This is a genomic window from Burkholderia sp. YIM B11467 (genome assembly GCF_052952715.1).
In genome coordinates this window covers 593,240-615,436 of record NZ_JBQVSQ010000003.1, presented here as the reverse complement: position 1 = coordinate 615,436, position 22,197 = coordinate 593,240, and the positions used below count along the sequence as shown (strand labels likewise).

General features: G+C 67.9%; 21 protein-coding genes. 6 read left to right on the top strand and 15 right to left on the bottom strand.

The window, feature by feature from the left end; all coding sequences use genetic code 11:
• The first annotated feature begins 3 nt into the window (after positions 1-3).
• Positions 4-666, top strand: coding sequence for a histidine phosphatase family protein (locus ACTRWB_RS14790; protein ID WP_446902313.1), 663 nt, complete (start codon positions 4-6; stop codon positions 664-666).
• Between the two features lie 57 nt (positions 667-723).
• On the opposite strand, the gene ACTRWB_RS14785 is transcribed toward ACTRWB_RS14790, so the two are convergent.
• From ACTRWB_RS14785 to ACTRWB_RS14740, 10 genes are all read right to left on the bottom strand, one after another.
• On the bottom strand, positions 724-1,851 hold the full coding sequence (locus ACTRWB_RS14785) for a ParB/Srx family N-terminal domain-containing protein (protein ID WP_446902312.1): 1,128 nt from the start codon (positions 1,849-1,851) through the stop codon (positions 724-726).
• A gap of 152 nt (positions 1,852-2,003) precedes the next feature.
• Positions 2,004-2,957 carry an oxygenase MpaB family protein gene (locus ACTRWB_RS14780; protein WP_446902311.1) on the bottom strand — a complete coding sequence of 318 codons (954 nt, stop codon included), beginning with the start codon at positions 2,955-2,957 and terminating at the stop codon, positions 2,004-2,006.
• Between the two features lie 24 nt (positions 2,958-2,981).
• Positions 2,982-4,052: a Holliday junction branch migration DNA helicase RuvB gene (gene ruvB / locus ACTRWB_RS14775; RefSeq protein ID WP_343492939.1), complete on the bottom strand. Its 1,071-nt coding sequence runs from the start codon at positions 4,050-4,052 to the stop codon at positions 2,982-2,984.
• Between the two features lie 394 nt (positions 4,053-4,446).
• A complete protein-coding gene (ruvA, locus tag ACTRWB_RS14770; protein WP_129513724.1) occupies positions 4,447-5,028 on the bottom strand; it encodes a Holliday junction branch migration protein RuvA in 582 nt (193 codons plus the stop codon).
• Positions 5,029-5,184: 156 nt separating this feature from the next.
• Positions 5,185-5,727, bottom strand: coding sequence for a crossover junction endodeoxyribonuclease RuvC (ruvC, locus tag ACTRWB_RS14765; RefSeq protein WP_048251609.1), 543 nt, complete (start codon positions 5,725-5,727; stop codon positions 5,185-5,187).
• A gap of 151 nt (positions 5,728-5,878) precedes the next feature.
• Positions 5,879-7,444 (bottom strand): bifunctional phosphoribosylaminoimidazolecarboxamide formyltransferase/IMP cyclohydrolase, encoded by a 1,566-nt coding sequence (gene purH / locus ACTRWB_RS14760; RefSeq protein ID WP_129513725.1) that lies wholly within the window; start codon positions 7,442-7,444, stop codon positions 5,879-5,881.
• A 44-nt stretch (positions 7,445-7,488) separates the two neighbouring features.
• Complete coding sequence (locus tag ACTRWB_RS14755; protein ID WP_006476892.1) at positions 7,489-7,722, bottom strand: Fis family transcriptional regulator; 234 nt, start codon at positions 7,720-7,722, stop codon at positions 7,489-7,491.
• Positions 7,719-8,786, bottom strand: coding sequence for a tRNA dihydrouridine synthase DusB (gene dusB / locus ACTRWB_RS14750; RefSeq protein WP_446902310.1), 1,068 nt, complete (start codon positions 8,784-8,786; stop codon positions 7,719-7,721). Before dusB ends, ACTRWB_RS14755 begins: the two co-directional genes overlap by 4 nt.
• Before the next feature lie 137 nt (positions 8,787-8,923).
• Entirely contained in the window at positions 8,924-10,111 is a 1,188-nt protein-coding gene (locus tag ACTRWB_RS14745) for a UbiH/UbiF/VisC/COQ6 family ubiquinone biosynthesis hydroxylase (protein WP_446902309.1), read from the bottom strand.
• Positions 10,112-10,181: 70 nt separating this feature from the next.
• Positions 10,182-11,579, bottom strand: a complete 1,398-nt coding sequence (locus ACTRWB_RS14740) for an aminopeptidase P N-terminal domain-containing protein (RefSeq protein WP_193097641.1) — start codon at positions 11,577-11,579, stop codon at positions 10,182-10,184.
• Positions 11,580-11,765: 186 nt separating this feature from the next.
• On the opposite strand from ACTRWB_RS14740, the gene ACTRWB_RS14735 reads away from it, so the two are divergent.
• The gene (locus ACTRWB_RS14735) at positions 11,766-12,377 is read left to right on the top strand and encodes a glutathione S-transferase family protein (protein ID WP_048251619.1); all 612 of its coding nucleotides are present in this window, start codon (positions 11,766-11,768) and stop codon (positions 12,375-12,377) included.
• Between the two features lie 122 nt (positions 12,378-12,499).
• Here the strand turns inward: ACTRWB_RS14735 and ACTRWB_RS14730 are convergent, their stop codons facing one another.
• The 3 genes from ACTRWB_RS14730 to ACTRWB_RS14720 all read right to left on the bottom strand — a co-directional run bounded on the left by ACTRWB_RS14730 (position 12,500) and on the right by ACTRWB_RS14720 (position 16,196).
• Complete coding sequence (locus ACTRWB_RS14730) at positions 12,500-14,119, bottom strand: FMN-binding glutamate synthase family protein (protein ID WP_419686236.1); 1,620 nt, start codon at positions 14,117-14,119, stop codon at positions 12,500-12,502.
• Positions 14,120-14,520: 401 nt separating this feature from the next.
• Positions 14,521-15,690, bottom strand: coding sequence for a tRNA 2-thiouridine(34) synthase MnmA (mnmA, locus tag ACTRWB_RS14725; RefSeq protein ID WP_446902308.1), 1,170 nt, complete (start codon positions 15,688-15,690; stop codon positions 14,521-14,523).
• The gene (locus ACTRWB_RS14720) at positions 15,687-16,196 is read right to left on the bottom strand and encodes an NUDIX hydrolase (protein ID WP_047899825.1); all 510 of its coding nucleotides are present in this window, start codon (positions 16,194-16,196) and stop codon (positions 15,687-15,689) included. Before ACTRWB_RS14720 ends, mnmA begins: the two co-directional genes overlap by 4 nt.
• Positions 16,197-16,482: 286 nt before the next feature.
• Between ACTRWB_RS14720 and ACTRWB_RS14715 the strand changes: the two genes are divergently transcribed.
• From ACTRWB_RS14715 to ACTRWB_RS14705, 3 genes are read left to right on the top strand one after another with little or no spacing between them, the layout of a single operon-like run.
• Positions 16,483-17,622, top strand: a complete 1,140-nt coding sequence (locus ACTRWB_RS14715; RefSeq protein WP_193097644.1) for a Re/Si-specific NAD(P)(+) transhydrogenase subunit alpha — start codon at positions 16,483-16,485, stop codon at positions 17,620-17,622.
• Positions 17,623-17,633: 11 nt separating this feature from the next.
• Positions 17,634-17,951: an NAD(P) transhydrogenase subunit alpha gene (locus tag ACTRWB_RS14710; protein ID WP_129513733.1), complete on the top strand. Its 318-nt coding sequence runs from the start codon at positions 17,634-17,636 to the stop codon at positions 17,949-17,951.
• Complete coding sequence (locus ACTRWB_RS14705; protein WP_446902307.1) at positions 17,948-19,402, top strand: NAD(P)(+) transhydrogenase (Re/Si-specific) subunit beta; 1,455 nt, start codon at positions 17,948-17,950, stop codon at positions 19,400-19,402. Before ACTRWB_RS14710 ends, ACTRWB_RS14705 begins: the two co-directional genes overlap by 4 nt.
• Before the next feature lie 88 nt (positions 19,403-19,490).
• Here the strand turns inward: ACTRWB_RS14705 and ACTRWB_RS14700 are convergent, their stop codons facing one another.
• Positions 19,491-20,411 (bottom strand): LysR family transcriptional regulator, encoded by a 921-nt coding sequence (locus ACTRWB_RS14700; RefSeq protein ID WP_446902306.1) that lies wholly within the window; start codon positions 20,409-20,411, stop codon positions 19,491-19,493.
• Positions 20,412-20,491: 80 nt separating this feature from the next.
• Between ACTRWB_RS14700 and ACTRWB_RS14695 the strand changes: the two genes are divergently transcribed.
• Positions 20,492-21,415, top strand: a complete 924-nt coding sequence (locus tag ACTRWB_RS14695) for a carbon-nitrogen hydrolase family protein (protein ID WP_343492948.1) — start codon at positions 20,492-20,494, stop codon at positions 21,413-21,415.
• Between the two features lie 72 nt (positions 21,416-21,487).
• Here ACTRWB_RS14695 and ACTRWB_RS14690 read toward each other — a convergent pair whose 3' ends face one another.
• Positions 21,488-22,174 carry a helix-turn-helix transcriptional regulator gene (locus ACTRWB_RS14690; protein WP_069746174.1) on the bottom strand — a complete coding sequence of 229 codons (687 nt, stop codon included), beginning with the start codon at positions 22,172-22,174 and terminating at the stop codon, positions 21,488-21,490.
• Positions 22,175-22,197 lie beyond the last annotated feature (23 nt).

The window sequence follows — 22,197 nt, the reverse complement described above, 5'->3', positions numbered from 1 at the left end:
GCGATGGCCACCACGCAGATTCTTTTCATTCGCCATGGCGAGACGGCCTGGAACCGCATCAAACGCATCCAGGGCCATATCGACATCCCGCTGGCCGACTCGGGGCTCGCGCAGGCGCAACGGCTGGCCGCGCGGCTCGCACGCGAAACGCGTGACGGTGCGCGCATCGACGCGGTGTATTCGAGCGACCTGATGCGCGCGCAGCAGACCGCTTTGCCCTTTGCCGACGCGCTCGGGTTGCCGCTGCTGCTGCGTGAAGGGTTGCGCGAGCGCTCGTACGGCGCGTTCCAGGGGCACGACAGCACCGAGATCGAGGCGCTGTTTCCGGACGCGTACGCGGCCTGGCAGACGCGTGATCCGGGCTTCGCGCCGGAAGGCGGCGAGTCGCAGCGCGCGTTCTATCACCGCGTGCTGCATGCGCTCGAGCCGATCGTCGCCGCGCATCCGGGCGGTCGGATCGCGTGCGTCGCGCACGGCGGCGTGCTCGACAGTGTGTATCGCTTCGCGAACGGGCTCGATCTGTCCGCACCGCGCAACTATCAGTTGCTCAACACCAGCATCAACGTCGTCGATTACGTGGACGGCCGCGCGCACGTCGTGCAGTGGGCTGACGTGTCGCACCTCGATGCCGAGAGCGACGACGACGGGTATCGCAAGGTACTCTGACTGAGTGTGAGGGCCCGCCCGGTACGGCCGGCCGGGCTTCCCCTTCGAGCGTGATCCTTACTGCGGCAGCCCGTGGCGCGCCTTGTAGTCGAGCGCGTATGCGATCTTGCCGGGCTTGTCGGCCGTGATCGGCTGGCGCAGCTTGTCGAATTCCCCCTTGTTGTATTTCTTCCCGCCGTTGATCGCATCCGCGCGCCCGAGGTCGGCGCCCGTCTTGCCGTCGATCACCGGGTCCGTGGCCGCGACCATGCGCGTCGACGCATTCCAGACCGCGTTCAGGTAGCCCGTGTCGGCCTTCGCCGGATCGGGGTCGGTCGCACCGGCGCGCGTCAGGTCGTAGCCGGCGAGCGAGAACGTGCCCGGCTGCGCGCGCAGCCAGTCGGACCAGTAGAACTCGAGGTAGTCGGTGCCTTGCGCGGGCTTGCTGTAGCCGATGTCGCGCGTGAAATAGACGAGCGACCGGTAGCGGTCGTTCGTCATCCCGAGCTTCAGGCCGAGCCCGGTCGGCAGCTGCGCGACCGTGATCGGTTTGCCTTCGCCATTCTTCAGGCGCACATAGCCGCGGTTTTGCATCTGCTGCCAGAACGCGTCGCCCGAGTAGTCGCTCAGGTTGTCCTTGACGACGACGTGCACGTGCAGCGCCGGGCCGCCGTCGGGTGTTTCGTAGTAGGTCGACAGGCCGTGGTGGCCGTCGGTCAGGTACAGCGCATCGCCGTTCGGGCCGATCACGACGGGGTTCAGCACCGAGCGGTCGCGGGCGTTCGCGTCGGTCGTCGAACACGCGTAGCTCGCGGGTTCGCGCAGCGACGATTTGGCCGTGTAGCCGCTCGATGCGACGCCGCCGAGCCCTTCGTCCGCGCAGAAGTCGTCGAATTTCTTGTCGGGCTGCAGTTCGTAGCGGCCGAGCTTGTAATAGATCTGGTCGTAGCCGATCGCGCCCTGCGTCGGATGGAGATCGCCGAGCGTCACGTCGATCAGGTCGCCCGCGCGGGCGGCCTTCCACTTGCCCGGTTGCGGCGTGACGGTGGCGGGCGGCGTGGGGGCGGGCGTTGTCGTCGTGCCGCCGGACGGCGTTTGCGCGTCCGTGCGCGCGACGGCGGTGACATCGTCGCCGCCGCAGGCGGTCAGGGCGAAGACGGCGGACAGGCTGGCGGCAAGGGCGAAACGGATCGGCAGGCGTGGCATCGCGGGCATCGGGTGTCGGTCGGGTTGGCAGGACACCACGCGGGTAACGGACATGCGGGACGTACAGGACGTGTGACCGTGCGCGGGTGCGAGCCCGTCAGCTTGTCACATGAATTTGACAGTTAATTGAAATGTTCTGAGGAAGCTGATCGTCAGGCTGGCGGATCGCCGTCGACCGGTGTCGCAGTTGCGCGGCGGCGCGCGCGTTTCGACGCGCCGTTGACGAGCGCCCAGCGCAGCACGGGGGCGACGGTCCGTACGCCGGGCCGGACCACCGCGCGACGCAACGGCGCGAACGTCGACACGCCGAGCATGCGCTGTGCCCACGGCGGCAGCAGGTCGATCCCGGCATGCATCACCAGCGACGCGGCCGGCCGCAGCGCGGGTGTCGCGACCGGCACATTCAGCAGGATGGACATCACTTCGAAGGTATGCGGCCCGGCCTCGAGTTCGGGCTGCATGCGCGCGAGATAGGCAGCGACCTCGGCGCGCGAGCGGGGCACCTCGTGTGCGCCGAGCAGTTCGGCGATCAATGCCGTTTCGGCGTAATAGCGGTCCTGCAATTCGCCCGGCAGCGCCGGATTCACGTAGCACAGATGCGCGGCGAGGAAGCTCGATACTTCGGCGATATGCACCCAGGTCAGCAACGCCGGATCGTCGGCGCGGTATGGCCGACCGTCGGGTGCGGTACCCGCTATGCGCGCGTGGATCGCTTTCACGCGTTCGATCAGCGCGAGTGCGTCCGCGCGACTGCCGAACGTCGTGCCCGTGATGAACGTGGCGGTGCGCCGCAAGCGGCCGAGGATGTCGGTGCGAAACGACGAGTGATCCCACACGCCCGCGAGTGCGAGCGGATGGAGCGCCTGCAGCAGCAGCGCGGCGATGCCGCCAGTCATCATCGACGTGAAGTCGGCATGCACGCGCCAGCAGACGGCGTCGGGGCCGAACAGCCCCGGATCTCCGGGTGGCGAAGAGAGGTCGAGCGACGGGCCGCCGCCGCCCGCCGTCAGGTGCGTGATGCCGGCCACGAGCCGCTTGCGGATCGGCTCGGCCCAGCGCGGGCCCGGTGCGGGTGCGGCGGGGTGGCGGCTGGGCGGCGTCGTCATGGCAGGTACGGCTCGGGCGACGGGCTACTTCCCGTCGGGGACATCCCACGCGCCGCGTTCGGCGCGGCCGGTGTCGGGCACGGAGAGCCCGAAGTGGCGATAGGTGAGCAGCGTCGCGACGCGCCCGCGCGGCGTGCGCTGCAGGAAGCCCTGCTGGATCAGGTACGGTTCGATCACGTCCTCGATCGTGTCGCGCTCCTCGCCGATCGCCGCCGCGAGGTTGTCGAGGCCGACCGGGCCGCCGTCGAACTTGTACAGGATCGCCTCGAGCAGCTTGCGGTCCATCAGGTCGAAGCCGACCGGATCGACGTCGAGCATCGCGAGCGCGGCATCGGCGACGGCCGCGGTGATCTGGCCGTCGGCCTTCACTTCCGCGAAGTCACGCACGCGGCGCAGCAGCCGGTTCGCAATCCGCGGCGTACCGCGCGCGCGCTTCGCGATTTCCAGCGCGCCGTTCGGATCGATCTGCGCGTTCAGCAGCGACGCCGAGCGTCGCACGATGCGCGACAGTTGCTCGGCGTCGTAGAACTCGAGCCGCGCAACGATCCCGAACCGGTCGCGCAGCGGGTTGGTCAGCATCCCGGCGCGGGTGGTTGCACCGACGAGCGTGAACGGCTGCAGGTCGAGCTTCACGCTGCGCGCGGCCGGGCCTTCGCCGATCATGATGTCGATCTGGTAATCCTCGAGTGCCGGATACAGGATTTCCTCGACGACCGGCGACAGCCGGTGGATCTCGTCGATGAACAGCACGTCGTTCGCTTCGAGGTTCGTCAGCAGCGCGGCGAGATCGCCGGCGCGTTCGAGCACGGGGCCCGACGTCTGGCGCAGGTTCACGCCCATCTCGCGCGCGATGATGTGCGCGAGCGTCGTCTTGCCGAGACCGGGCGGCCCGAACAGCAGCACGTGGTCGAGCGGCTCCGAGCGGCGCTTGGCGGCTTCGATGAAGATCTCGAGCTGGCCGCGCACCTTTTCCTGGCCGACGTAGTCGTCGAGCTGGCGCGGCCGCAGCGCACGTTCGAACACCTCCTCGTGCGACGAGGCGGGCGTGGCGGCGATGATCCGCTGCTCGGTGGCGAGTTTGTCGGTTTCAATCATGCGGCCATTGTACCGCGCGGCGTGGTCCCGCCCAGGGCCTGCTCCCGCTAATAACGGGCTTGCGCTGGCCACCAGAAGGGCCGAGCGCAAGGATTGCGACGAAGCGAATACTCGACGTATTCGCAAGGAGCATGACGCAGCGATCGGCCCTTCTGGTGGCCAGCCCCACGAATGAATTTTTCCAAACAGGGGAACGAGCCTTGCCGGCCGTATTGCGGCGTCGCGCGTTGCTTGTTTGGCTCGGCCAAACGGCGCTCCTTGCTCCTTGCACTACGGCCGGCAAGGCTCGTTCGCAAGCCCGTTATTAGCGGGAGCAGGCCCTTGACCAAACGGCCGACTGGCGAGCACCGCGCGGCCGCGCGACACTGACTTCAACAGCCGGTCTGGCCGCGCGTTACGCCTTCGACAGCGCCTTCAGCGCAAGCTTGATGCCTTCGGACACGCCGGTGCCGGCCGGCACGTTCTTGATCGCGGCGAGGCCTTCCTTTTCGGAGTAGCCGAGCGCGAGCAGCGCGTTGAGGATGTCGGTCGCGTGGTCGGACGGCGATGCGGCGCCGGCGAGCGCGCCGAGATCGGCACCGAGCTTGCCCTTCAGTTCGAGCAGCAGGCGCTCGGCCGTCTTCTTGCCGATGCCGGGCAGGCGCGTGAGGCGCGCGGCGTCCTGCATCGTCACGGCCTGCGCGAGCTCCTGCACGCTCATGCCGGACAGCACGGCGAGCGCCATGCGCGCGCCGATGCCGGTGATCTTCAGCAGCTCGCGGAAGGTCGTGCGCTCCTGCAGCGTCAGGAAGCCGTACAGCAGGTGCGCGTCCTCCCGGACGATCTGCTGCGTGAGCAGCACGACGCGCTCGCCTGTTTGAGGCAGGTTGTAGAAGGTGCTCATCGGCACGTCGATTTCGTAGCCGACGCCGTTGCAGTCGACGAGCAGGTGAGGCGGATTCTTTTCGAGCAGGATGCCGGCGATGCGACCGATCATGGGGGACGGGATGCGAGGAAGAAAGCGCGAGTGTAGCGCACGCGCGGCGCAATACCGACGGGATCGGCCGTCAGGCCGAAGCAATGCGTGTCGTGCACGCGCCGTGCGCGGTCAAGACGGTCGATCCGGCGTGCCGGGCGACGGCATGTGCCGGTGTCAGCCCACCAGCCGCCCGCGCCGCACGCGCAGCCCCTTCTTCGCGAGCGCCGGCGCGAGGCCGCCGAGCGTGCTGAGCGTCGTGCCGCCGTGCGCATGGCAGATCGCCATGCCGAGCGCGTCGGCCGCGTCGGAGCCCGGTTGTCCGGAGAGATTGAGCAGCCGCGTGACCATTTCCTGCATCTGCGTCTTGGTCGCGCGGCCGTAGCCGACGACGGCCTGCTTGAGCTGCAGCGCCGTGTATTCGGCGACGGGCAGGCCGCCCGCGACGAGGCCGCAGATCGCGGCGCCGCGCGCCTGGCCGAGCAGCAGCGTCGACTGCGGGTTCACGTTGACGAACACCTTTTCGATCGCGGCCTGGTCGGGCGCATGTTCGCGCACGATCGTCGAGACGCCCTGGAAGATCGTGCCGAGCCGGGTGGCCAGGTCGGCCGTCGGCGTGCGGATCACGCCGCTCGTGACATAGGCGAGCTGGTGGCCGCTGACGTCGATGACGCCGAAGCCGGTGACGCGCAGGCCAGGGTCGATGCCGAGAATTCGCATGAGTGAGGAGAGTTGCCTGATGCAGCGATACTACAACGAATGGTGCGGCGACCCGGCAGCAGGGTCGCGCGCCGGGGCGTCGCGCAATAAAAAACCCGGCGGGTGCGACGCCGCCGGGCTTGCGTACAGCGGCCGCGCGGGCCGTGTGCGATCAGTGACGGAAGTGGCGCACGCCCGTCAGGATCATCGCGATGTTGTGCTCGTCGGCCGCGGCGATCACTTCGTCGTCGCGCATCGAGCCGCCCGGCTGGATCACGCAGGTCGCGCCGGCTGCCACGACGACGTCGAGGCCGTCGCGGAACGGGAAGAACGCATCCGACGCGACGGCCGAGCCGGCCAGCGTCAGGCCTGCATTCTGTGCCTTGATGCTCGCGATGCGCGCGGAATCGACGCGGCTCATCTGGCCCGCGCCGACGCCGAGCGTCATGCCGTTGCCGCAGAACACGATCGCGTTCGACTTCACGTACTTCGCGACGCGCCACGCGAACAGCAGGTCGTCCATTTCCTTCGGCGTCGGCTGGCGCTTCGTGACGACGCGCAGCTCGTGCGGCTGCACGTTCTTCGAGTCGAGCGACTGCACGAGCAGGCCGCCGCCCACGCGCTTCAGGTCGAATGCGTTATGACCGTCGCCGAGCGCGATTTCGAGCAGGCGCACGTTCTGCTTCGCGGTGAACACCTGCTTCGCGGCGTCGGAGAACGACGGTGCGATCAGCACTTCGACGAACTGCTTCGCGACAGCCTGAGCGGCCGCTTCGTCGACTTCGCGGTTGAACGCGATGATGCCGCCGAATGCGGAGGTCGGGTCGGTCTGGAACGCCTTCGCGTAAGCGTCGGCCGAGTCGTTGCCGACCGCGACGCCACACGGGTTCGCATGCTTGATGATCACGCAGGCCGGCGCGTCGAACGTCTTCACGCATTCCCACGCCGCGTCCGAATCCGCGATGTTGTTGTACGACAGTTCCTTGCCCTGCAGCTGGCGGTAGTTCGCGAGCGCGCCGGCTTGCGGCGCGATGTCGCGGTAGAACGCCGCGCTCTGGTGCGGGTTCTCGCCGTAGCGCAGGTCCTGCACCTTGTCGAACGCGATGTTCAGCGTCGCCGGGTACGCGTTGCGCGATGCGTGCTGCAGCTCGTCGGTCAGGCTCGTCAGGTAGTTCGTGATCGCGCCGTCGTATTGCGCGGTGTGCGCGAACACCTTCGTCGCGAGGCGGAAGTTGGTCGCGTAGCCGACCGCGTTGCCGTTCGCCTTCATTTCATCGAGCACGACCGCGTAGTCGGCCGGATCGACGACGACCGTCACGTCGCGATGGTTCTTCGCGGCCGAGCGCAGCATCGTCGGGCCGCCGATGTCGATGTTCTCGATCGCGTCGGCGAGCGTGCAGTCGTCCTTCGCGATCGTCGCGACGAACGGATACAGGTTCACGACGAGCAGGTCGATCGTCGGGATGCCGTGCTGTTCCAGCGCCTGCATGTGCTCGGGCAGGTCGCGGCGGGCGAGGATGCCGCCGTGCACCTTCGGGTGGAGCGTCTTCACGCGCCCATCGAGCATTTCCGGAAAGCCCGTGTAGTCGGCCACTTCGGTAACGGGCAGGCCCGCGTCGGCGAGCAGTTTCGCGGTGCCGCCCGTCGACAGCAGCTTGACGCCGAGGTCGGACAGCGACTTCGCGAAGTCGACGATGCCGGTCTTGTCGGAAACGGAAATGAGCGCTTGCTTGATCATGATGGAACCACCAATAGCCAGGGAAACGGGGACGGGACGGCCGGCTACAGCAGGCCGTGCTGCTGCAGCTTCTTGCGCAGCGTATTGCGATTGATGCCGAGGTACTCCGCGGCGAGCGACTGGTTGCCGCCTGCCTGTACGAGCACGACCTCGAGCATCGGCTTTTCGACGCAGGACATCACCATTTCATAGACGTCGTGCGGATTGGAGCCGTCTAGATCCCGGAAATACACGTCCAGGCTCTCGCGGACACATTGTTCGATGTTGTGCTTGCTCATGCTGCTAACTGGTTATGGTCGTCCGACTCGCCCTGGCCGTTTTCCTCTTCGTCATCGACATAGACGAGATGGTCCGACAGCGCTTTTTGCGCCTCGAAGAATTCATTGACGGCGGCGAGTTGCTCGCGGGTGGAATCGAGCGTGTTCATCCTGTGCCGGAACCCGTTGGCACCGGAAAGGCCGCGAGTGTACCAGCCGATGTGCTTGCGCGCAGTACGGACTCCCGTGAATTCACCATAGAAAGCGTAGTGGTCTTCCAGGTGTTCGTTCATCACGTGCTGGATCTCGTCGATCCGCGGCGGGGGCAGCAACTCGCCAGTTTGCAGGAAATGATCGATTTCGCGGAACAACCACGGCCGGCCTTGCGCGGCGCGACCGATCATCAGTGCGTCGGCGCCCGTTGCGTCGAGCACGGCCTTCGCCTTCGCGGGCGACGTGATGTCGCCGTTCGCGACGACCGGAATCCCGACGGCCGCCTTCACGGCCGCGATGGTTTCGTATTCGGCGTCGCCGCGGTACAGGTCGGCGCGCGTGCGGCCGTGCACGGTCAGCATCGAGATGCCGGCGGCTTCGGCCAGGCGCGCGACCGTGATCGCGTTCTTGTGCTCGCGGTCCCAGCCGGTGCGGATCTTCAGCGTGACGGGCACTGCATCGGGCCCCGTGCCGACCGCCGCGACGACGGCCTCGACGATCCGTTGCACGAGCGGCTCGTTCTGCAGCAGCGCGGAACCGGCCGCGACGTTGCAGACCTTCTTCGCCGGGCAGCCCATGTTGATGTCGATGATCTGCGCGCCGTTGTCGACGTTGTAGCGGGCCGCTTCAGCCATCATCGCCGGATCGGCGCCCGCGATCTGCACCGCGATCGGCTCGACCTCGCCTTCGTGGTTCGCGCGCCGCATCGTCTTCGCGCTTTTCCACAGCTGCGCGTTGGACGCGACCATCTCGGACACGGCGTAACCGGCCCCCAGCTGCTTGCACAGCTGGCGGAACGGACGATCCGTCACGCCGGCCATCGGTGCGACGAACAGGTTGTTACGCAATACGTGAGAGCCGATAACGGGCATCGCAATGGCACCGCCCGCGACAGGTGCGGGCATGAAAAGGGCGGACGGAAAACGCGCATTTTACCGTATTCCCATGCCCCGCCGATTTGACCCGGTTTGCGTGGTCCGGCCGGGCGCACCCGGAGGTGCGCCGCGCGTCAGTTGCGCTGGCCGAACATCATCTGGCGCGCGATCACCTTCTTGAGCGGCGGCACGAATTCGAGCGCGGTGAGCGCGGCGCCGCGCAGCAGCGGGAGCGGGCCCGAGTCGATCGTAAACAGGCGCGCAAGCGTGTCGGTCGCGCCGATCGTGAAGCGCCGGTCGAGCGCGCGGCGTGCATTGAAGGCCGCGAGCGCGGTCGCTTCGAGGCCTTGCGCGGACAGCGTGTCGACCAGCGTATGCGCATCGCGCAGCCCGAGGTTGAGCCCCTGGCCCGCGACGGGGTGCAGGGTTTGCGCGGCATTGCCGACGATCGCGACGCGGCCGCTGACGAGCGTCTGCGCGGCGTTCAGGCCGAGCGGGAACGCCGCGCGGCCCGCGATCGCGACGAATTGGCCCATGCGTTCGCCGAACGCGCTGCCGAGCTCGCGCAGGAGCGCGTCGTCGGGCAGCGCGGCGCGGCGCGCCGCTTCGTCGGGCGTGCAGCACCAGACGAGCGCGTAGTCGGCCTGGCGCGGCCCGCCGAGCGGCAGCAGCGCGAGCGGGCCTTCGTGCGTGAAGCGCTCCCATGCTACGTTCGGGCGTGGCACCGAGACCGTGACCGTGCCGACGAGCGCGGTCTGCCCGTAGTCACGGCGCTGCTGGCCGGCGTCGGCCGCCTGTTCGTGGAACAGCCCGCCTTCCGCGTTGATGACGATGCGCGCGCGCAGTGTGCGCTCGCCTTGCGGGCCGTCGAGCGTCAGCGTGACGCCGTCGGCATCCTGCTGCGGCGCGCGCGCGGTGGTCGACGTGAGCCAGTCGACGCGCGTGCCGCGCACGGCGCCCGCGAGCGCCTGCACGAGCGAGCCGTAGCGCACGACATAACCGAGTGCGGCAAGGTCGTGCTCGTCGCGGTCGATCAGCGTGCGGCCGAAATGGCCGCGCTGCGACACGTGGATATGTTCGATCGGCGTCGCGTCGGCGGGCCACGCGAGCGTGTCGAGCAGCACGCGGCTGCCGTGCGAGACGGCGATCGCGCGCGGGTCGTTCACGCTCGCGACCGGTTCGCGTGCATCGATCAGCGCGATCGACGCGTGTTGGGTTGCGCTGCGGCGCGCGAGCCAGCCGGCGAGCGCGAGCCCGACGGGGCCGGCGCCGACGATGGCGAGGTCGTAGTCCGGCGTGGCCGGGGAGGAAGCGGTCGTCATCTTGATTCGTGATACGGAAATAACGGTCGACGGCGGGTCGACGGCGGCGCGACGAACAGGCGGCGGCCGGTCATGCGCCGTGCGCCGCGCCTGCGCGCATCAGCGCTTCGATCTCGTCCGCGGCGACGGGCACACCGCGCGTGATCAGCTCGCAGCCGTGCTCGCGCACGATCGCGTCGTCCTCGATGCGGATGCCGATGTTCCAGTACTCGGGCGGCACGTCGTCGGCTGCCCGCACATACAGGCCGGGCTCGACCGTCAGCGTCATGCCGGGCTTCAGCGTGCGCCACGGCAGCGCGCCGTTGCCGTCGCGCTCGGCGAGCCGCTCGCGGTAGTCGCCGCAGTCATGCACGTCCATCCCGATCCAGTGGCCCGTGCGGTGCATGTAGAAGCGCGTGTATGCGCGCTCGGCGATCACGTCGTCGACGTTCGAGAAGCGTGTTTTCGGGATGATGCCGGTGTCGAGCAGCCCCTGCGCGAGCACGCGCACGGCCGCGTCGTGCGGCGCCTCGAACGGCACGCCCGCGCGCGTCGCGTCGATCGCGGCCTGCTGCGCGGCGAGCACGATGTCGTACAGCGTGCGCTGCGCGGGCGAGAAGCGCCCGTTGGCCGGGAACGTGCGCGTGATGTCCGACGCGTAGCCGTCGAGTTCGCATGCGGCGTCGATCAGGATCAGGTCGCCGTCCTTCGCGGCCGCGTTGCCGGCCGGGTAGTGCAGCACGCACGCATTCGCGCCGGCCGCGACGATCGAGCCGTACGCGGGCGCCTGCGCGCCGTGCTTGCGGAACAGATACAGCAGCTCGGCCTCGAGTTCGTATTCGCGGATGCCGGGGCGGCACACCTGCATCGCGCGGCGGTGCGCGAGCGCGGAGATGTGCGCGGCGCGCATCATGATCGCGAGTTCGTGTTCGTCCTTCACGAGCCGCATGTCGTCGACGAGCGGCGTGAGGTCGAGCATCGCGTCCGGCGCGGCGACACCCGTGCGCGCCAGCGCGCGCACCGCGTCGAGCCAGCCGGCGAGCTGGCGTTCGAAGTCGGCCGATGCGCCGAACCGGTAGTGCACGGTGCCCGCGTCGGCGAGCAGGCGCGGCATCTCGGTGTCGATCACGTCGACCGCGAACGCCGCGTCGAAGCCGAACGCGTCGCGCGCGGCTTCGGGGCCGTAGTGGAAACCTTCCCAGATCTCGCGGTCGGGATTCTTGCCGCGGCAGAACAGGATCGACTCCGGCGCGCCGTGCGGCGCGGCCGCGTTCAGCACGAGCACGGCATCCGGCTCGGTGAAGCCCGTCAGGTAATGGAAGTAGCTGTCGTGCCGGTACGGGTAGGCCGTATCGCGGTTGCGCAGCATTTCGGGCGCGGTGGGGACGATGGCGACGCCGCCGCCCGCGGCGCGCAGTGCGGCAAGCACGCGTTCACGGCGTTGGCGGTAGACGTCGACGGCGATGGCGGTATCGAGGGGCGCATTCATCGTGCGATTGTAGCGCCGCCGGACGCGGCGCGTGAGAGGGGCGGCCGCGAGCCGCGCCGGCAGGCCCGCGCGGCGGCTGTTGCAAACCATCCACAGGCCGGCCGGGCGATTTTCTACCGCGCGACCCTGCCCGGTTATGATCGGCGACAACGTATACTCTCGGCGGTTCCCTTAAAAAGGCAGATGATGAAATTAATCGGTTCGCTCAGCAGCCCGTACGTCCGAAAGGCGCGGATCGTGCTTGCTGAAAAGAAGATCGACTACAAGCTGGAGCTCGAGAACGTGTGGGCGCCGGAGACGGATATTCATGCATCGAATCCGCTCGGCAAGGTCCCGTGCCTCGTGATGGAGGATGGTGCCGCGGTGTTCGATTCCCGCGTGATCTGCGAATACGTCGATACGCTGTCGCCGGTCGGCAAGCTGATTCCGCCGTCGGGCCGCGAGCGCGTCGAAGTGCGCTGCTGGGAAGCGCTGGGCGACGGCGTGCTCGACGCGGCCGTCGCGATTCGTCTCGAATACACGCTGCGCGACGACGTGCAGCGCAGCGCAAGCTGGATCGCGCGCCAGCAGCGCAAGATCGACGATGCGCTCGTCGCGATGTCGCAGGGCCTCGGCGGCAAGACGTGGTGCGTCGGTAATCATTACACGCTCGCCGACATCGCACTCGGCTGCGCGCTCGGTTATCTCGACTTCCGGATGCCCGAACTGAACTGGCGCGAGCATCACCCGAACCTCGACAAGCACTTCGTCAAGCTGCAGCAACGGCAGTCGTTCGCGGACACGCTGCCGCAGAACTGAGCCGCTGCCGGCCGTGCGTTCAAGCGTTCGAGCGTTCACGCATTCGGCAGACAAAAGAAAAGCGCCCCGCGGGGCGCTTTTCTTTTTGCCGGGCCGCCACCGGAGCGGGGCGGCCGCGAGCGTCACTCGATCGACGCGTACACGGCCTCGCCGAGCGTGAACGAATCGCTGCGCGCAATCGGCCACCAGCTGTCGTACAGCGTGAAGCCGCAATGGTTGCCGTCGAGCAGCGCGCCGGGCTTCAGGTACTTCAGCAACTGCGACATCAGCCGGACCTCGTGCGGCGAGATGCGCTGCACGATGTGATGCGCGCGCAGCTCCGACGGATGCGACAGGCCGGCCGCCTGCACGAGTTCCTGCAGCGCGTGCAGCGTATTGCGGTGGAAGTTGTACACGCGGTCGGCCTTGTCGGGCACGACGAGCGCGCGCTGGCGCACCGGGTCCTGCGTCGCGACGCCGGTCGGGCAGCGGCCCGTGTGGCAGGTCTGCGCCTGGATGCAGCCGACCGCGAACATGAAGCCGCGCGCCGAGTTCACCCAGTCCGCGCCGATCGCGAGCGTGCGCGCGACGTCGAACGCGGTGATGATCTTGCCGCTCGCGCCGATCTTCACGCGATCGCGCACGCCGATCCCGACCAGCGTGTTGTGCACGAGCAGCAGCCCTTCCTGCAGCGGCACGCCGACGTGGTCGGTGAATTCGAGCGGCGCCGCGCCCGTGCCGCCTTCCGCGCCGTCGACGACGATGAAGTCCGGCACGATGCCCGTCTCGACCATCGCCTTCGCGATCCCGAAGAATTCCCACGGATGGCCGACGCACAGCTTGAAGCCGGTCGGCTTGCCGCCCGACAGCGTGCGCAGCCGCTCGACGAATTCGAGCAGCCCGCGCGGCGTCGAGAACTCCGAGTGCGTCGCGGGCGAGATGCAGTCCTTGCCCATCGGCACGCCGCGCGTCTCGGCGATCTCCGGCGTGATCTTCGCGGCCGGCAGCACGCCGCCGTGGCCCGGCTTCGCGCCCTGCGACAGCTTCACCTCGATCATCTTGACCTGCGGGTCGGCGGCCTGCTTCGCGAATTTGTCGGGGTTGAACGTGCCGTCGTCGTTGCGGCAGCCGAAGTAGCCCGACGCGATTTCCCAGATGATGTCGCCGCCGTTCTCGCGGTGGTACTTCGACAGCGAGCCTTCGCCCGTGTCGTGCGCGAAACCGCCTTTCTTCGCGCCGAGGTTCAGCGAACGGATCGCGTTCGCGGACAGCGAGCCGAAGCTCATCGCCGAGATGTTGAAGATCGAGATGTCGTACGGCTGCGCGCGATTCGCACCGACGCGGATGCGGAAATCGTGGTTCGGCAGCTTCGTCGGCGCGAGCGAGTGGCTGATCCATTCGTGCGCGACGGCCTTCACGTTCAGCTCGGTGCCGTACGGGCGATTGTCGGCGACGTTCTTCGCGCGCTGGTAGACGAGGCTGCGCTGCGCGCGCGAGAACGGTTTCTCGTCGGTATCGTCCTCGACGAAGTACTGGCGGATCTCGGGACGGATGAACTCGAACAGGAAGCGGAAGTGGCCCCAGAGCGGGTAGTTGCGCAGGATCGCGTGACGGTCCTGGTTCAGGTCGTACACGCCGAGCGCGACGAGGGCGGCGGGGATGATGATCCACAGCCAGGAAAGCACGTGGATCGACGCAAGCGCGGCCGTTGCGACGAGCAGCAGGATGGCACACCACATCGCCAGATAGCGTCGTGAAAGCATGGGGACTCCTAGGGTCTATTCATGTATGGAACGCGCATGCGAATGCCCGAAATCGCCCGCAGGGCAAGGAGTGAGGAGCGCCGTTTGGCCGAGCCAAACAAGTGACGAACGACACCGCCATGCGGGCGATTTCGGGCATTCCCGTGGAATGATCTACTTAGATTTGGGGTTGCCACGAGAAGGGCCGCTCGCCGCGTTGCGCTCCTTGCGAATACGTCAGTATTCGCGGCGTCGCGCGCCTCGCGAGCGGCCCTTCTCGTGGCAACGCATGCGCGTTCCATACATGAATAGACCCTGCATCTTGAAATACCGCCATGCGTGCGCTGCGCGGCGGTCTGCCGGCCTCGGCGGAATCGTGTTCCGCCGGGCGCGGCGTGCCGCAAGTCTAAACCGAATATGTGTCAGCGTGCGTCGGCGAGCGCCGGGGCGCGACCTTCCGCCGATGCGGAAGGGCTGGTCGCCGCGGATTCGATGATGCCGCCGCCGAGGCAGATCTCGCCGTCGTACAGCACGGCCGACTGGCCGGGCGTGACGGCCCACTGCGCGTCGTCGAACGCGAGCGAGAAGCGTGCTTCGCCTTCCGGACCGGATGCGGCGCCGCCGATCGCGGCCCGACCGAACGTGCACGCCGCATCGGCTTGCCGGTAGCGTGTCTTCGCGCCGCACGCGAAGCCTTCCGCCGGCGGCTCGCCCGCGACCCAGCTCACGTTGCCGGCGACGAGCTCGCGCGACAGCAGCCACGGGTGATCGTGGCCCTGCACGACGTACAGCGTGTTCGACGCGATGTCCTTCGCGGCGACGAACCACGGTTCGCCGCTGCCGTCCTTGCTGCCGCCGAGGCCGATGCCCTTGCGCTGGCCGAACGTGTAGAACGCGAGGCCGATGTGCTTGCCGACGACCTTGCCGTCGGGCGTCTTCATCGGGCCGGGTTTCGTCGGAAGGTAGCGGTTCAGGAAATCGCGGAACGGCCGTTCGCCGATGAAGCAGATGCCCGTCGAATCCTTCTTCTTCGCGTTCGGCAGCCCGATCTGCGCGGCGATTTCGCGCACCTTCGTCTTCGGGATCTCGCCGAGCGGGAACATCGTCTTCGACAGTTGCGCCTGGTTCAGCCGGTGCAGGAAGTACGACTGGTCTTTCGTATGATCGAAGGCCTTCAGCAGTTCGAAACGGCCGTCGCGCTCGCGCACGCGCGCATAGTGGCCGGTCGCGATCATTTCCGCGTCGAGCGACATCGCGTGATCGAGGAACGCCTTGAACTTGATCTCGGCATTGCACAGCACGTCGGGGTTCGGCGTGCGGCCGGCCGAGTATTCGCGCAGGAACTCGGCGAACACGCGGTCCTTGTATTCGGCGGCGAAGTTGACGGCTTCCACGTCGATGCCGATCAGGTCGGCCACCGACACGACGTCGATCCAGTCCTGGCGCGTCGAGCAGTATTCGCCGTCGTCGTCGTCTTCCCAGTTCTTCATGAACAGGCCGACCACGTCGTAGCCCTGTTCCTTCAGCAGCCACGCGGTCACCGACGAATCGACGCCGCCCGACATGCCTACCACTACACGGCGCTTGCTCATTTGTTGACCGCCTGACGTTCGAATGCCTCGGGGCGCGGCGCGACCGAATGCGTGTGCACGAAATCGAGCGGAATGCGCCGCCCGGCGAGATAGTCGTCGACGCAGCGCATCACCGCGGGCGAGCGGTGGCGCTCGCTGCACGCGCGCAGTTCGTCGGCCGTCATCCACAGCGTGCGGACGATGCCGTCGTCGAGCGCGTGGCCCGCGACCGGCTCGCCGGCCGTGCCGCAGAACGTGAAGCGCAGGTAGGTCGCACCGGCGGTGCCGGGGCGATCGTAGTGCGCGAGATAAACACCGACGAGCGCGTCGGGCGTGAACGGGTGCGCGGTTTCCTCGAGCGTCTCGCGGATCACGGCGTCGGCCAGCGTTTCGCCGGCCTCGAGATGGCCGGCCGGCTGGTTGATGCGCAGGCCCGTCGAGGTTTCTTCCTCGATCACGAGAAAGCGGCCGGCGTGCTCGACGAGCGCCGCGACCGTCACATGCGGGGTCCAGATTTCGGGTTTCATGGATCGGCATTTTACCGGTTGCGCCCGAACGCTGCCGGCCGTCTGATCAGACGATAGATGAATCCGACCCTCGCGGATCATCCGTCCCGCCGATGCGCGGCGGCGCGGACCGGGCTAATGTCTCATTCGCGCACGATCGTGCGGAATGTGCTGGCGCGACCATCGCTTTCGGTTAAAGTGCAGCGTAAATGCCGTTGCTCGTGAGCCGGTAAGTCAGCCTGTCCGGCTCGTTGTGCAGTAAAAATTGCAAGAAAAGAAATACTGACAATGACTGGAGGAACTGACGATGCATATTGGAGTGCCTGCTGAAACGCGGGCGAACGAGGCGCGTGTGGCTGCGACGCCGGAAACCGTGAAGAAATACGCGGCTGCCGGCCATCGCGTCAGTATCGCGAAAGGGGCGGGCAGCGCAGCCAGTTATCCCGACGAAGCCTATGCGTCCGCCGGTGCCGAATTGACCGACCAGTCGGCTGCTTTTGATGCCGACATCGTGCTGAAGGTCCAGGCGCCCACCGACCCCGAACTGCCATCGCTCAAGCGCGGCTCCGTGCTGGTCGGCATGCTCGAGCCGTTCAATGCCGAGCAGGCGGCGAAACTCGCGGCAGCCGGCGTGACCGGCTTCGCGCTCGAAGCCGCGCCGCGCACGACACGCGCGCAGAGTCTCGACGTGCTGTCGTCGCAAGCGAACATCGCGGGCTACAAGGCCGTGCTGGTTGCTGCCGCGCTGTATCCGCGCTTCTTCCCGATGCTGATGACCGCCGCGGGCACGGTGAAGGCCGCGCGCGTGCTGATTCTCGGCGCGGGTGTCGCGGGCCTGCAGGCGATCGCGACCGCGAAGCGGCTGGGCGCGGTGATCGAGGCGTCCGACGTGCGGCCGGCCGTGAAGGAGCAGATCGAGTCGCTCGGCGCGAAATTCCTCGATGTCCCGTTCGAAACCGACGAAGAGCGCGAAGCCGCGCAGGGTGTCGGCGGTTATGCGCGCCCGATGCCGCCGTCGTGGCTCGGCCGTCAGGCCGCGCTCGTGCACGAGCGCGCGAAGCAGGCCGACATCGTGATCACCACCGCGCTGATTCCCGGGCGCCCGGCGCCGACGCTGATCTCGGTCGAAACCGCGCAGTCGATGAAGCCCGGCTCGGTGCTCGTCGATCTCGCGGCCGGCCGCGGCCCGGAATTCGACGGCAGGAAGAGCGGCAACTGCCCGCTGACGGTCGCCGACCAGGTGATCGTGCACAACGGCGTGACGATCGCCGGCTACACGAACCTCGCATCGATGGTCGCGTCGGACGCGTCGGCGCTGTACGCGCGCAACCTGCTCGACTTCATGAAGCTGATCGTCACGAAGGAAGGCACGCTGAACATCGACCTGACCGACGACATCGTCGCCGCGACGCTGCTGTGCCGCGACGGCGAAGTCACGCGCAAATAACGGAGGAGACCATGGAAGTCATCAATCACACGGTGATCAACGTGATCATCTTCGTGCTGGCGGTGTACGTCGGCTACCACGTCGTCTGGAACGTCACGCCGGCGCTGCATACGCCGCTGATGGCCGTGACCAACGCGATCTCGGCGATCGTGATCGTCGGCGCGATGCTCGCGGCGGCGCTCACCGTCGGCGTGACCGGCAAGTTCTTCGGCACGCTCGCGGTCGCGCTCGCGGCCGTCAACGTGTTCGGCGGCTTTCTGGTGACGAGGCGAATGCTCGAGATGTTCCGCAAGAAGGAGCCGAAGGCGGCGAAGGAGGGCGCGCGATGAGCATGAACGTCGTTACGCTGCTGTACCTCGTCGCCTCGGTGTGCTTCATCCAGGCGCTGAAAGGCCTGTCGAACCCGAAGAGCGCGCGGCGCGGCAATCTGTTCGGGATGGTCGGGATGGCCATCGCGATCCTCACGACGGTCGCGCTGATCGTCAAGCAGGCGGCCTGGCTCGGCGCGAACCTGCCGCTCGGCCTTGCACTGGTGCTCGGTGCGCTGATCGTCGGCGGCGGGGTCGGTGCATTCGTCGCCGCGCGCGTCGAGATGACGAAGATGCCGGAACTCGTCGCGGCGATGCACTCGCTGATCGGTCTCGCGGCCGTGTGCATCGCGTATGCGGTGGTGTCGGAGCCGGAAGCGTTCGGGCTCGTGCCGCAGGACGCCGTCGCGTCGAACTTCATCCCGTACGGCAATCGCGTCGAGCTGTTCATCGGCACGTTCGTCGGCGCGATCACGTTCTCCGGTTCGGTGATCGCGTTCGGCAAGCTGTCGGGCAAGTACAAGTTCCGGCTGTTCCAGGGCGCGCCGGTCGTGTACGCGGGTCAGCACCTGATCAACCTGATGCTCGCGATCGCGATGCTCGGCTTTGGCATCCTGTTCGTCATCACGCAGGCGTGGCTGCCGTTCATCATCATGACGGCGATCGCGTTCGTGCTCGGCGTGCTGATCATCATCCCGATCGGCGGCGCGGACATGCCGGTGGTCGTGTCGATGCTGAACTCGTACTCGGGCTGGGCGGCGGCCGGCATCGGCTTCTCGCTGAACAACGCGATGCTGATCATTGCCGGCTCGCTGGTCGGCTCGTCGGGTGCGATCCTGTCGTACATCATGTGCCACGCGATGAACCGTTCGTTCTTCAACGTGATCCTTGGCGGCTTCGGCGGCGAGGCGTCGGCCGGCGGTGCGGCGGGCGCGCAGGAGCAGCGGCCGGTGAAGTCGGGTTCGGCCGAGGATGCGTCGTTCATGCTCGGCAACGCGGAATCGGTCGTGATCGTGCCGGGCTACGGGCTGGCCGTCGCCCGCGCGCAGCACGCGCTGAAGGAGCTGACCGACAAGCTGATCGAGAAGGGCGTCGATGTGCGCTACGCAATTCACCCGGTTGCCGGGCGGATGCCGGGGCACATGAACGTGCTGCTCGCGGAAGCGGAAGTGCCGTACGACATCGTGTTCGAGATGGAGGACATCAACGGCGAGATGGGGCAGGCCGACGTGGTGCTGGTGCTCGGCGCGAACGACGTGGTGAACCCGGCCGCGAAGAACGATCCGAAATCACCGATCGCGGGAATGCCGATCATCGAGGCGTACAAGGCGCGCACGGTGATCGTCAACAAGCGCTCGATGGCGGCCGGCTACGCGGGCCTCGACAACGACCTGTTCTACATGGACAAGACGATGATGGTGTTCGGCGATGCGAAGAAGGTCATCGAGGACATGGTGAAGTCCGTCGAGTAACGCGCGTACTGGCAACGCGCCCGCCTGCTTCGATTCGCGGGCGGTTCGCCCGGAACGGCCCGACCGGCGCAAGCCGGCCGGGCTTTTTTCATGGTGCGACGAGGTTCGCGACGCAGGCGGCGATCGTGTCTCGCACGCGCACGATCGCCGGGTCGCGCTGCGTGCTCGTGCGCCAGCCGATTTCGACCGGATAGCGCGGCAGTTCGACCGGGCACGCGAGCGCGCGCAGCGGGGTCGATTGCGCGATCGCGCGCGCCGCGTGTGCGGGAATCGTCGCCACCGCGTCGGAGCCGGCGAGCAGGTACGGCAACGCGGCGAAATGCGTGGTCGATGCCGCGACGCGGCGCTTGTGGCCGAGCGCGGCCAGCGCCTCGTCGACGATCCCGATCACGCCGCCCGACGACACGAGCAGGTGGTCGCGCCGCAGGAAATCGGCGAGCGTGAGCGTGCGCGGCGGTCGCGCGCGGGCGGCCGGATCGATCAGGCACGCATAACCACCCGTCGCGACCGCGCGGCGGCTGAGCCCGTTCGCCGAGAAGCCGCCCGACGCGATCGCGAGATCGACGCCGTGCCGCAGCAGCGCGTCGCCGGCGATGCCGCTGTGGGTCTGCCGGAAGATCAGCCGGATGCCGGCGGCCTCTCGCGCGACCGCGTCGATCAGCGCGCGGCCGAGCGCGATCTCGAAGTCGTCCGACAGCCCGATCGAGATCGTGCGGCCGACGCGGTCGCCGCTGTCGGCGGCGATCGCGAGGCTTTCGCGGCAGCGGTCGAGCGCGTCGGACAGGATCGGCTTCAGCTCGTCCGCGCGCGGCGTCGGCGCGAGCCCGCGGCCGGTGCGCACGAACAGCGGATCGGCATAGATCACGCGCAGCCGCGCGAGCGCCGCGCTGACGGCCGACTGCGTGAGATCGAGCCGCAGCGCCGCGCGGCTCGCGCCGCCTTCCTCGTACAGCGCCTCGAATACCTTCAGCAGGTTCAGGTCGAGGCCGGCGATATCATCTGCATTCATGACAGTTATCGTTCTATCGATTTGATCGATGACATCTTATCGATAAAGATGACGGCATCCCATTCACCGGAGACGCCCTCATGTCCATATCCGTCATCGCCGCGCTGCAGATCGGCGCATCACCCGCCGGCACGCGCGCCACGCTCGACACGATCCTCGGCTACGAAACCGCGATCCGCGACAGCGGTGCGTCGCTCGTCGTGCTGCCGGAGGCCGTGCTCGGCGGCTATCCGAAAGGCGAGATCTTCGGCACGCGGCTCGGTTACCGGCTGCCCGAAGGCCGCGACGCGTATGCGCGCTACGCCGCGCAGGCGATCGACGTGCCGGGCCCCGAAACCGACGAGCTGGCCGCGCTGTCGCAGCGTACGGGCGCGAGTCTCGTGGTCGGCGTGATCGAGCGCGGCGGCAGCACGCTGTACTGCACCGCGCTGTTCTTCGATCCGCGCGACGGGCTCGTCGCGAAGCACCGCAAGCTGATGCCGACCGGCACCGAGCGGCTGATCTGGGGGCAGGGCGACGGCTCGACGCTGCCGGTCGTCGACACGGCCGCAGGGCGCGCGGGTGCCGCGATCTGCTGGGAGAACCACATGCCGCTGTTGCGCTGCGCGATGTACGCGAAAGGCGTGCAGATCTGGTGTGCGCCGACCGTCGACGAGCGCGACCTGTGGCAGAGCTCGATGCGGCACATCGCGCACGAGGGGCGTTGCTTCGTCGTGAGCGCGTGCCAGGTGCAGCCGTCGCCGCGCGCGCTCGGTATCGACGTGCCGGGCTGGGATCCCGAACGGCCGCTGATCCGCGGCGGCAGCGTGATCGTCGGGCCGCTCGGCGACCTGCTGACGGAGCCGCTGATCGGCGAGGCCGGGCTCGTGACCGCGCGTATCGATACCGACGAGCTTGTGCGCGCGCGCTACGACTTCGACGTCGTCGGCCACTACGCGCGTGCCGACGTGTTTTCGCTGCACGTCGACGAGCGGCCGAAGCGGCCGGTGGTGTTCGGCGGGTAGGAACGGCGAGATGGGGAACGAACGGCGGCGGCGCGCGGCACGCACGTGGTGCGCGCCCGCCGTCGTGCCGCGTCAGCGCATCGGTGCTTCCGCGATCCGCATGTAGTCGGCGATCCGCCGTCCTTCCATGTCCGGAAACTGCTCGTGCACGGTGATGTCGCCCATCCGCGCGATGTCGAAGGTGCGGAAATCGTCGCGCAGCTCGCACCACGCGCCGATCGTCCAGCGGCCGCCCCAGTAGACGAGCCCGAGCGGCCACACGCGGCGTTGCGAATGCGCGCCGAGGCGGTCGCGGTAACCGAAGCTGACGACGTGGCGCGTGTCGATGGCCTGGTGGATCGCGTCGACCTTCGCGCAGAACGTCTCGTCGATGTGGAACGACGGCGCGAACACGGGCAGGCGGTCGAGCGCCGTGCGCTTGTCGGCCGGCATCGCCGACGCGATCTTCGCGAGCGCCGAGCGGGCGCCGCTCGCGAAGCGCGCCCCGCCCCAGGTCTCGAGCATGCGCGCGCCGGTGGCGAGTGCCGCGAGCTCCTCGGCCGTGAACGTGAGCGGCGGCAGGCTCGCGTTGCGATTCAGCCGGTAGCCGATGCCGGCTTCGCCTTCGATCGGCACCCCTGACAGTTGCAGGTCGCGCACGTCGCGATAGACCGTGCGCGGCGACACCGACAGCCAGTCGGCAAGCTGCTGCGCGGTCGTGAGACGACGCCCGCGCAACAGCTCGGCGATCTGGAACAGGCGGTCGGCACGGCGCGTCATGGCAGCACCTCGATTCCTTCAGC

What these genes read in the sequence shown, in the direction of transcription:
- ACTRWB_RS14790 (WP_446902313.1), top strand. Translation starts at nt 4, where the DNA reads ATGGCCACCACGCAGATTCTTTTCATTCGCCATGGCGAGACGGCCTGG.
- ACTRWB_RS14785 (WP_446902312.1), bottom strand. Translation starts at nt 1,851, where the DNA reads ATGCCACGCCTGCCGATCCGTTTCGCCCTTGCCGCCAGCCTGTCCGCC.
- ACTRWB_RS14780 (WP_446902311.1), bottom strand. Translation starts at nt 2,957, where the DNA reads ATGACGACGCCGCCCAGCCGCCACCCCGCCGCACCCGCACCGGGCCCG.
- ruvB (WP_343492939.1), bottom strand. Translation starts at nt 4,052, where the DNA reads ATGATTGAAACCGACAAACTCGCCACCGAGCAGCGGATCATCGCCGCC.
- ruvA (WP_129513724.1), bottom strand. Translation starts at nt 5,028, where the DNA reads ATGATCGGTCGCATCGCCGGCATCCTGCTCGAAAAGAATCCGCCTCAC.
- ruvC (WP_048251609.1), bottom strand. Translation starts at nt 5,727, where the DNA reads ATGCGAATTCTCGGCATCGACCCTGGCCTGCGCGTCACCGGCTTCGGC.
- purH (WP_129513725.1), bottom strand. Translation starts at nt 7,444, where the DNA reads ATGATCAAGCAAGCGCTCATTTCCGTTTCCGACAAGACCGGCATCGTC.
- ACTRWB_RS14755 (WP_006476892.1), bottom strand. Translation starts at nt 7,722, where the DNA reads ATGAGCAAGCACAACATCGAACAATGTGTCCGCGAGAGCCTGGACGTG.
- dusB (WP_446902310.1), bottom strand. Translation starts at nt 8,786, where the DNA reads ATGCCCGTTATCGGCTCTCACGTATTGCGTAACAACCTGTTCGTCGCA.
- ACTRWB_RS14745 (WP_446902309.1), bottom strand. Translation starts at nt 10,111, where the DNA reads ATGACGACCGCTTCCTCCCCGGCCACGCCGGACTACGACCTCGCCATC.
- ACTRWB_RS14740 (WP_193097641.1), bottom strand. Translation starts at nt 11,579, where the DNA reads ATGAATGCGCCCCTCGATACCGCCATCGCCGTCGACGTCTACCGCCAA.
- ACTRWB_RS14735 (WP_048251619.1), top strand. Translation starts at nt 11,766, where the DNA reads ATGAAATTAATCGGTTCGCTCAGCAGCCCGTACGTCCGAAAGGCGCGG.
- ACTRWB_RS14730 (WP_419686236.1), bottom strand. Translation starts at nt 14,119, where the DNA reads ATGCTTTCACGACGCTATCTGGCGATGTGGTGTGCCATCCTGCTGCTC.
- mnmA (WP_446902308.1), bottom strand. Translation starts at nt 15,690, where the DNA reads ATGAGCAAGCGCCGTGTAGTGGTAGGCATGTCGGGCGGCGTCGATTCG.
- ACTRWB_RS14720 (WP_047899825.1), bottom strand. Translation starts at nt 16,196, where the DNA reads ATGAAACCCGAAATCTGGACCCCGCATGTGACGGTCGCGGCGCTCGTC.
- ACTRWB_RS14715 (WP_193097644.1), top strand. Translation starts at nt 16,483, where the DNA reads ATGCATATTGGAGTGCCTGCTGAAACGCGGGCGAACGAGGCGCGTGTG.
- ACTRWB_RS14710 (WP_129513733.1), top strand. Translation starts at nt 17,634, where the DNA reads ATGGAAGTCATCAATCACACGGTGATCAACGTGATCATCTTCGTGCTG.
- ACTRWB_RS14705 (WP_446902307.1), top strand. Translation starts at nt 17,948, where the DNA reads ATGAGCATGAACGTCGTTACGCTGCTGTACCTCGTCGCCTCGGTGTGC.
- ACTRWB_RS14700 (WP_446902306.1), bottom strand. Translation starts at nt 20,411, where the DNA reads ATGAATGCAGATGATATCGCCGGCCTCGACCTGAACCTGCTGAAGGTA.
- ACTRWB_RS14695 (WP_343492948.1), top strand. Translation starts at nt 20,492, where the DNA reads ATGTCCATATCCGTCATCGCCGCGCTGCAGATCGGCGCATCACCCGCC.
- ACTRWB_RS14690 (WP_069746174.1), bottom strand. Translation starts at nt 22,174, where the DNA reads ATGACGCGCCGTGCCGACCGCCTGTTCCAGATCGCCGAGCTGTTGCGC.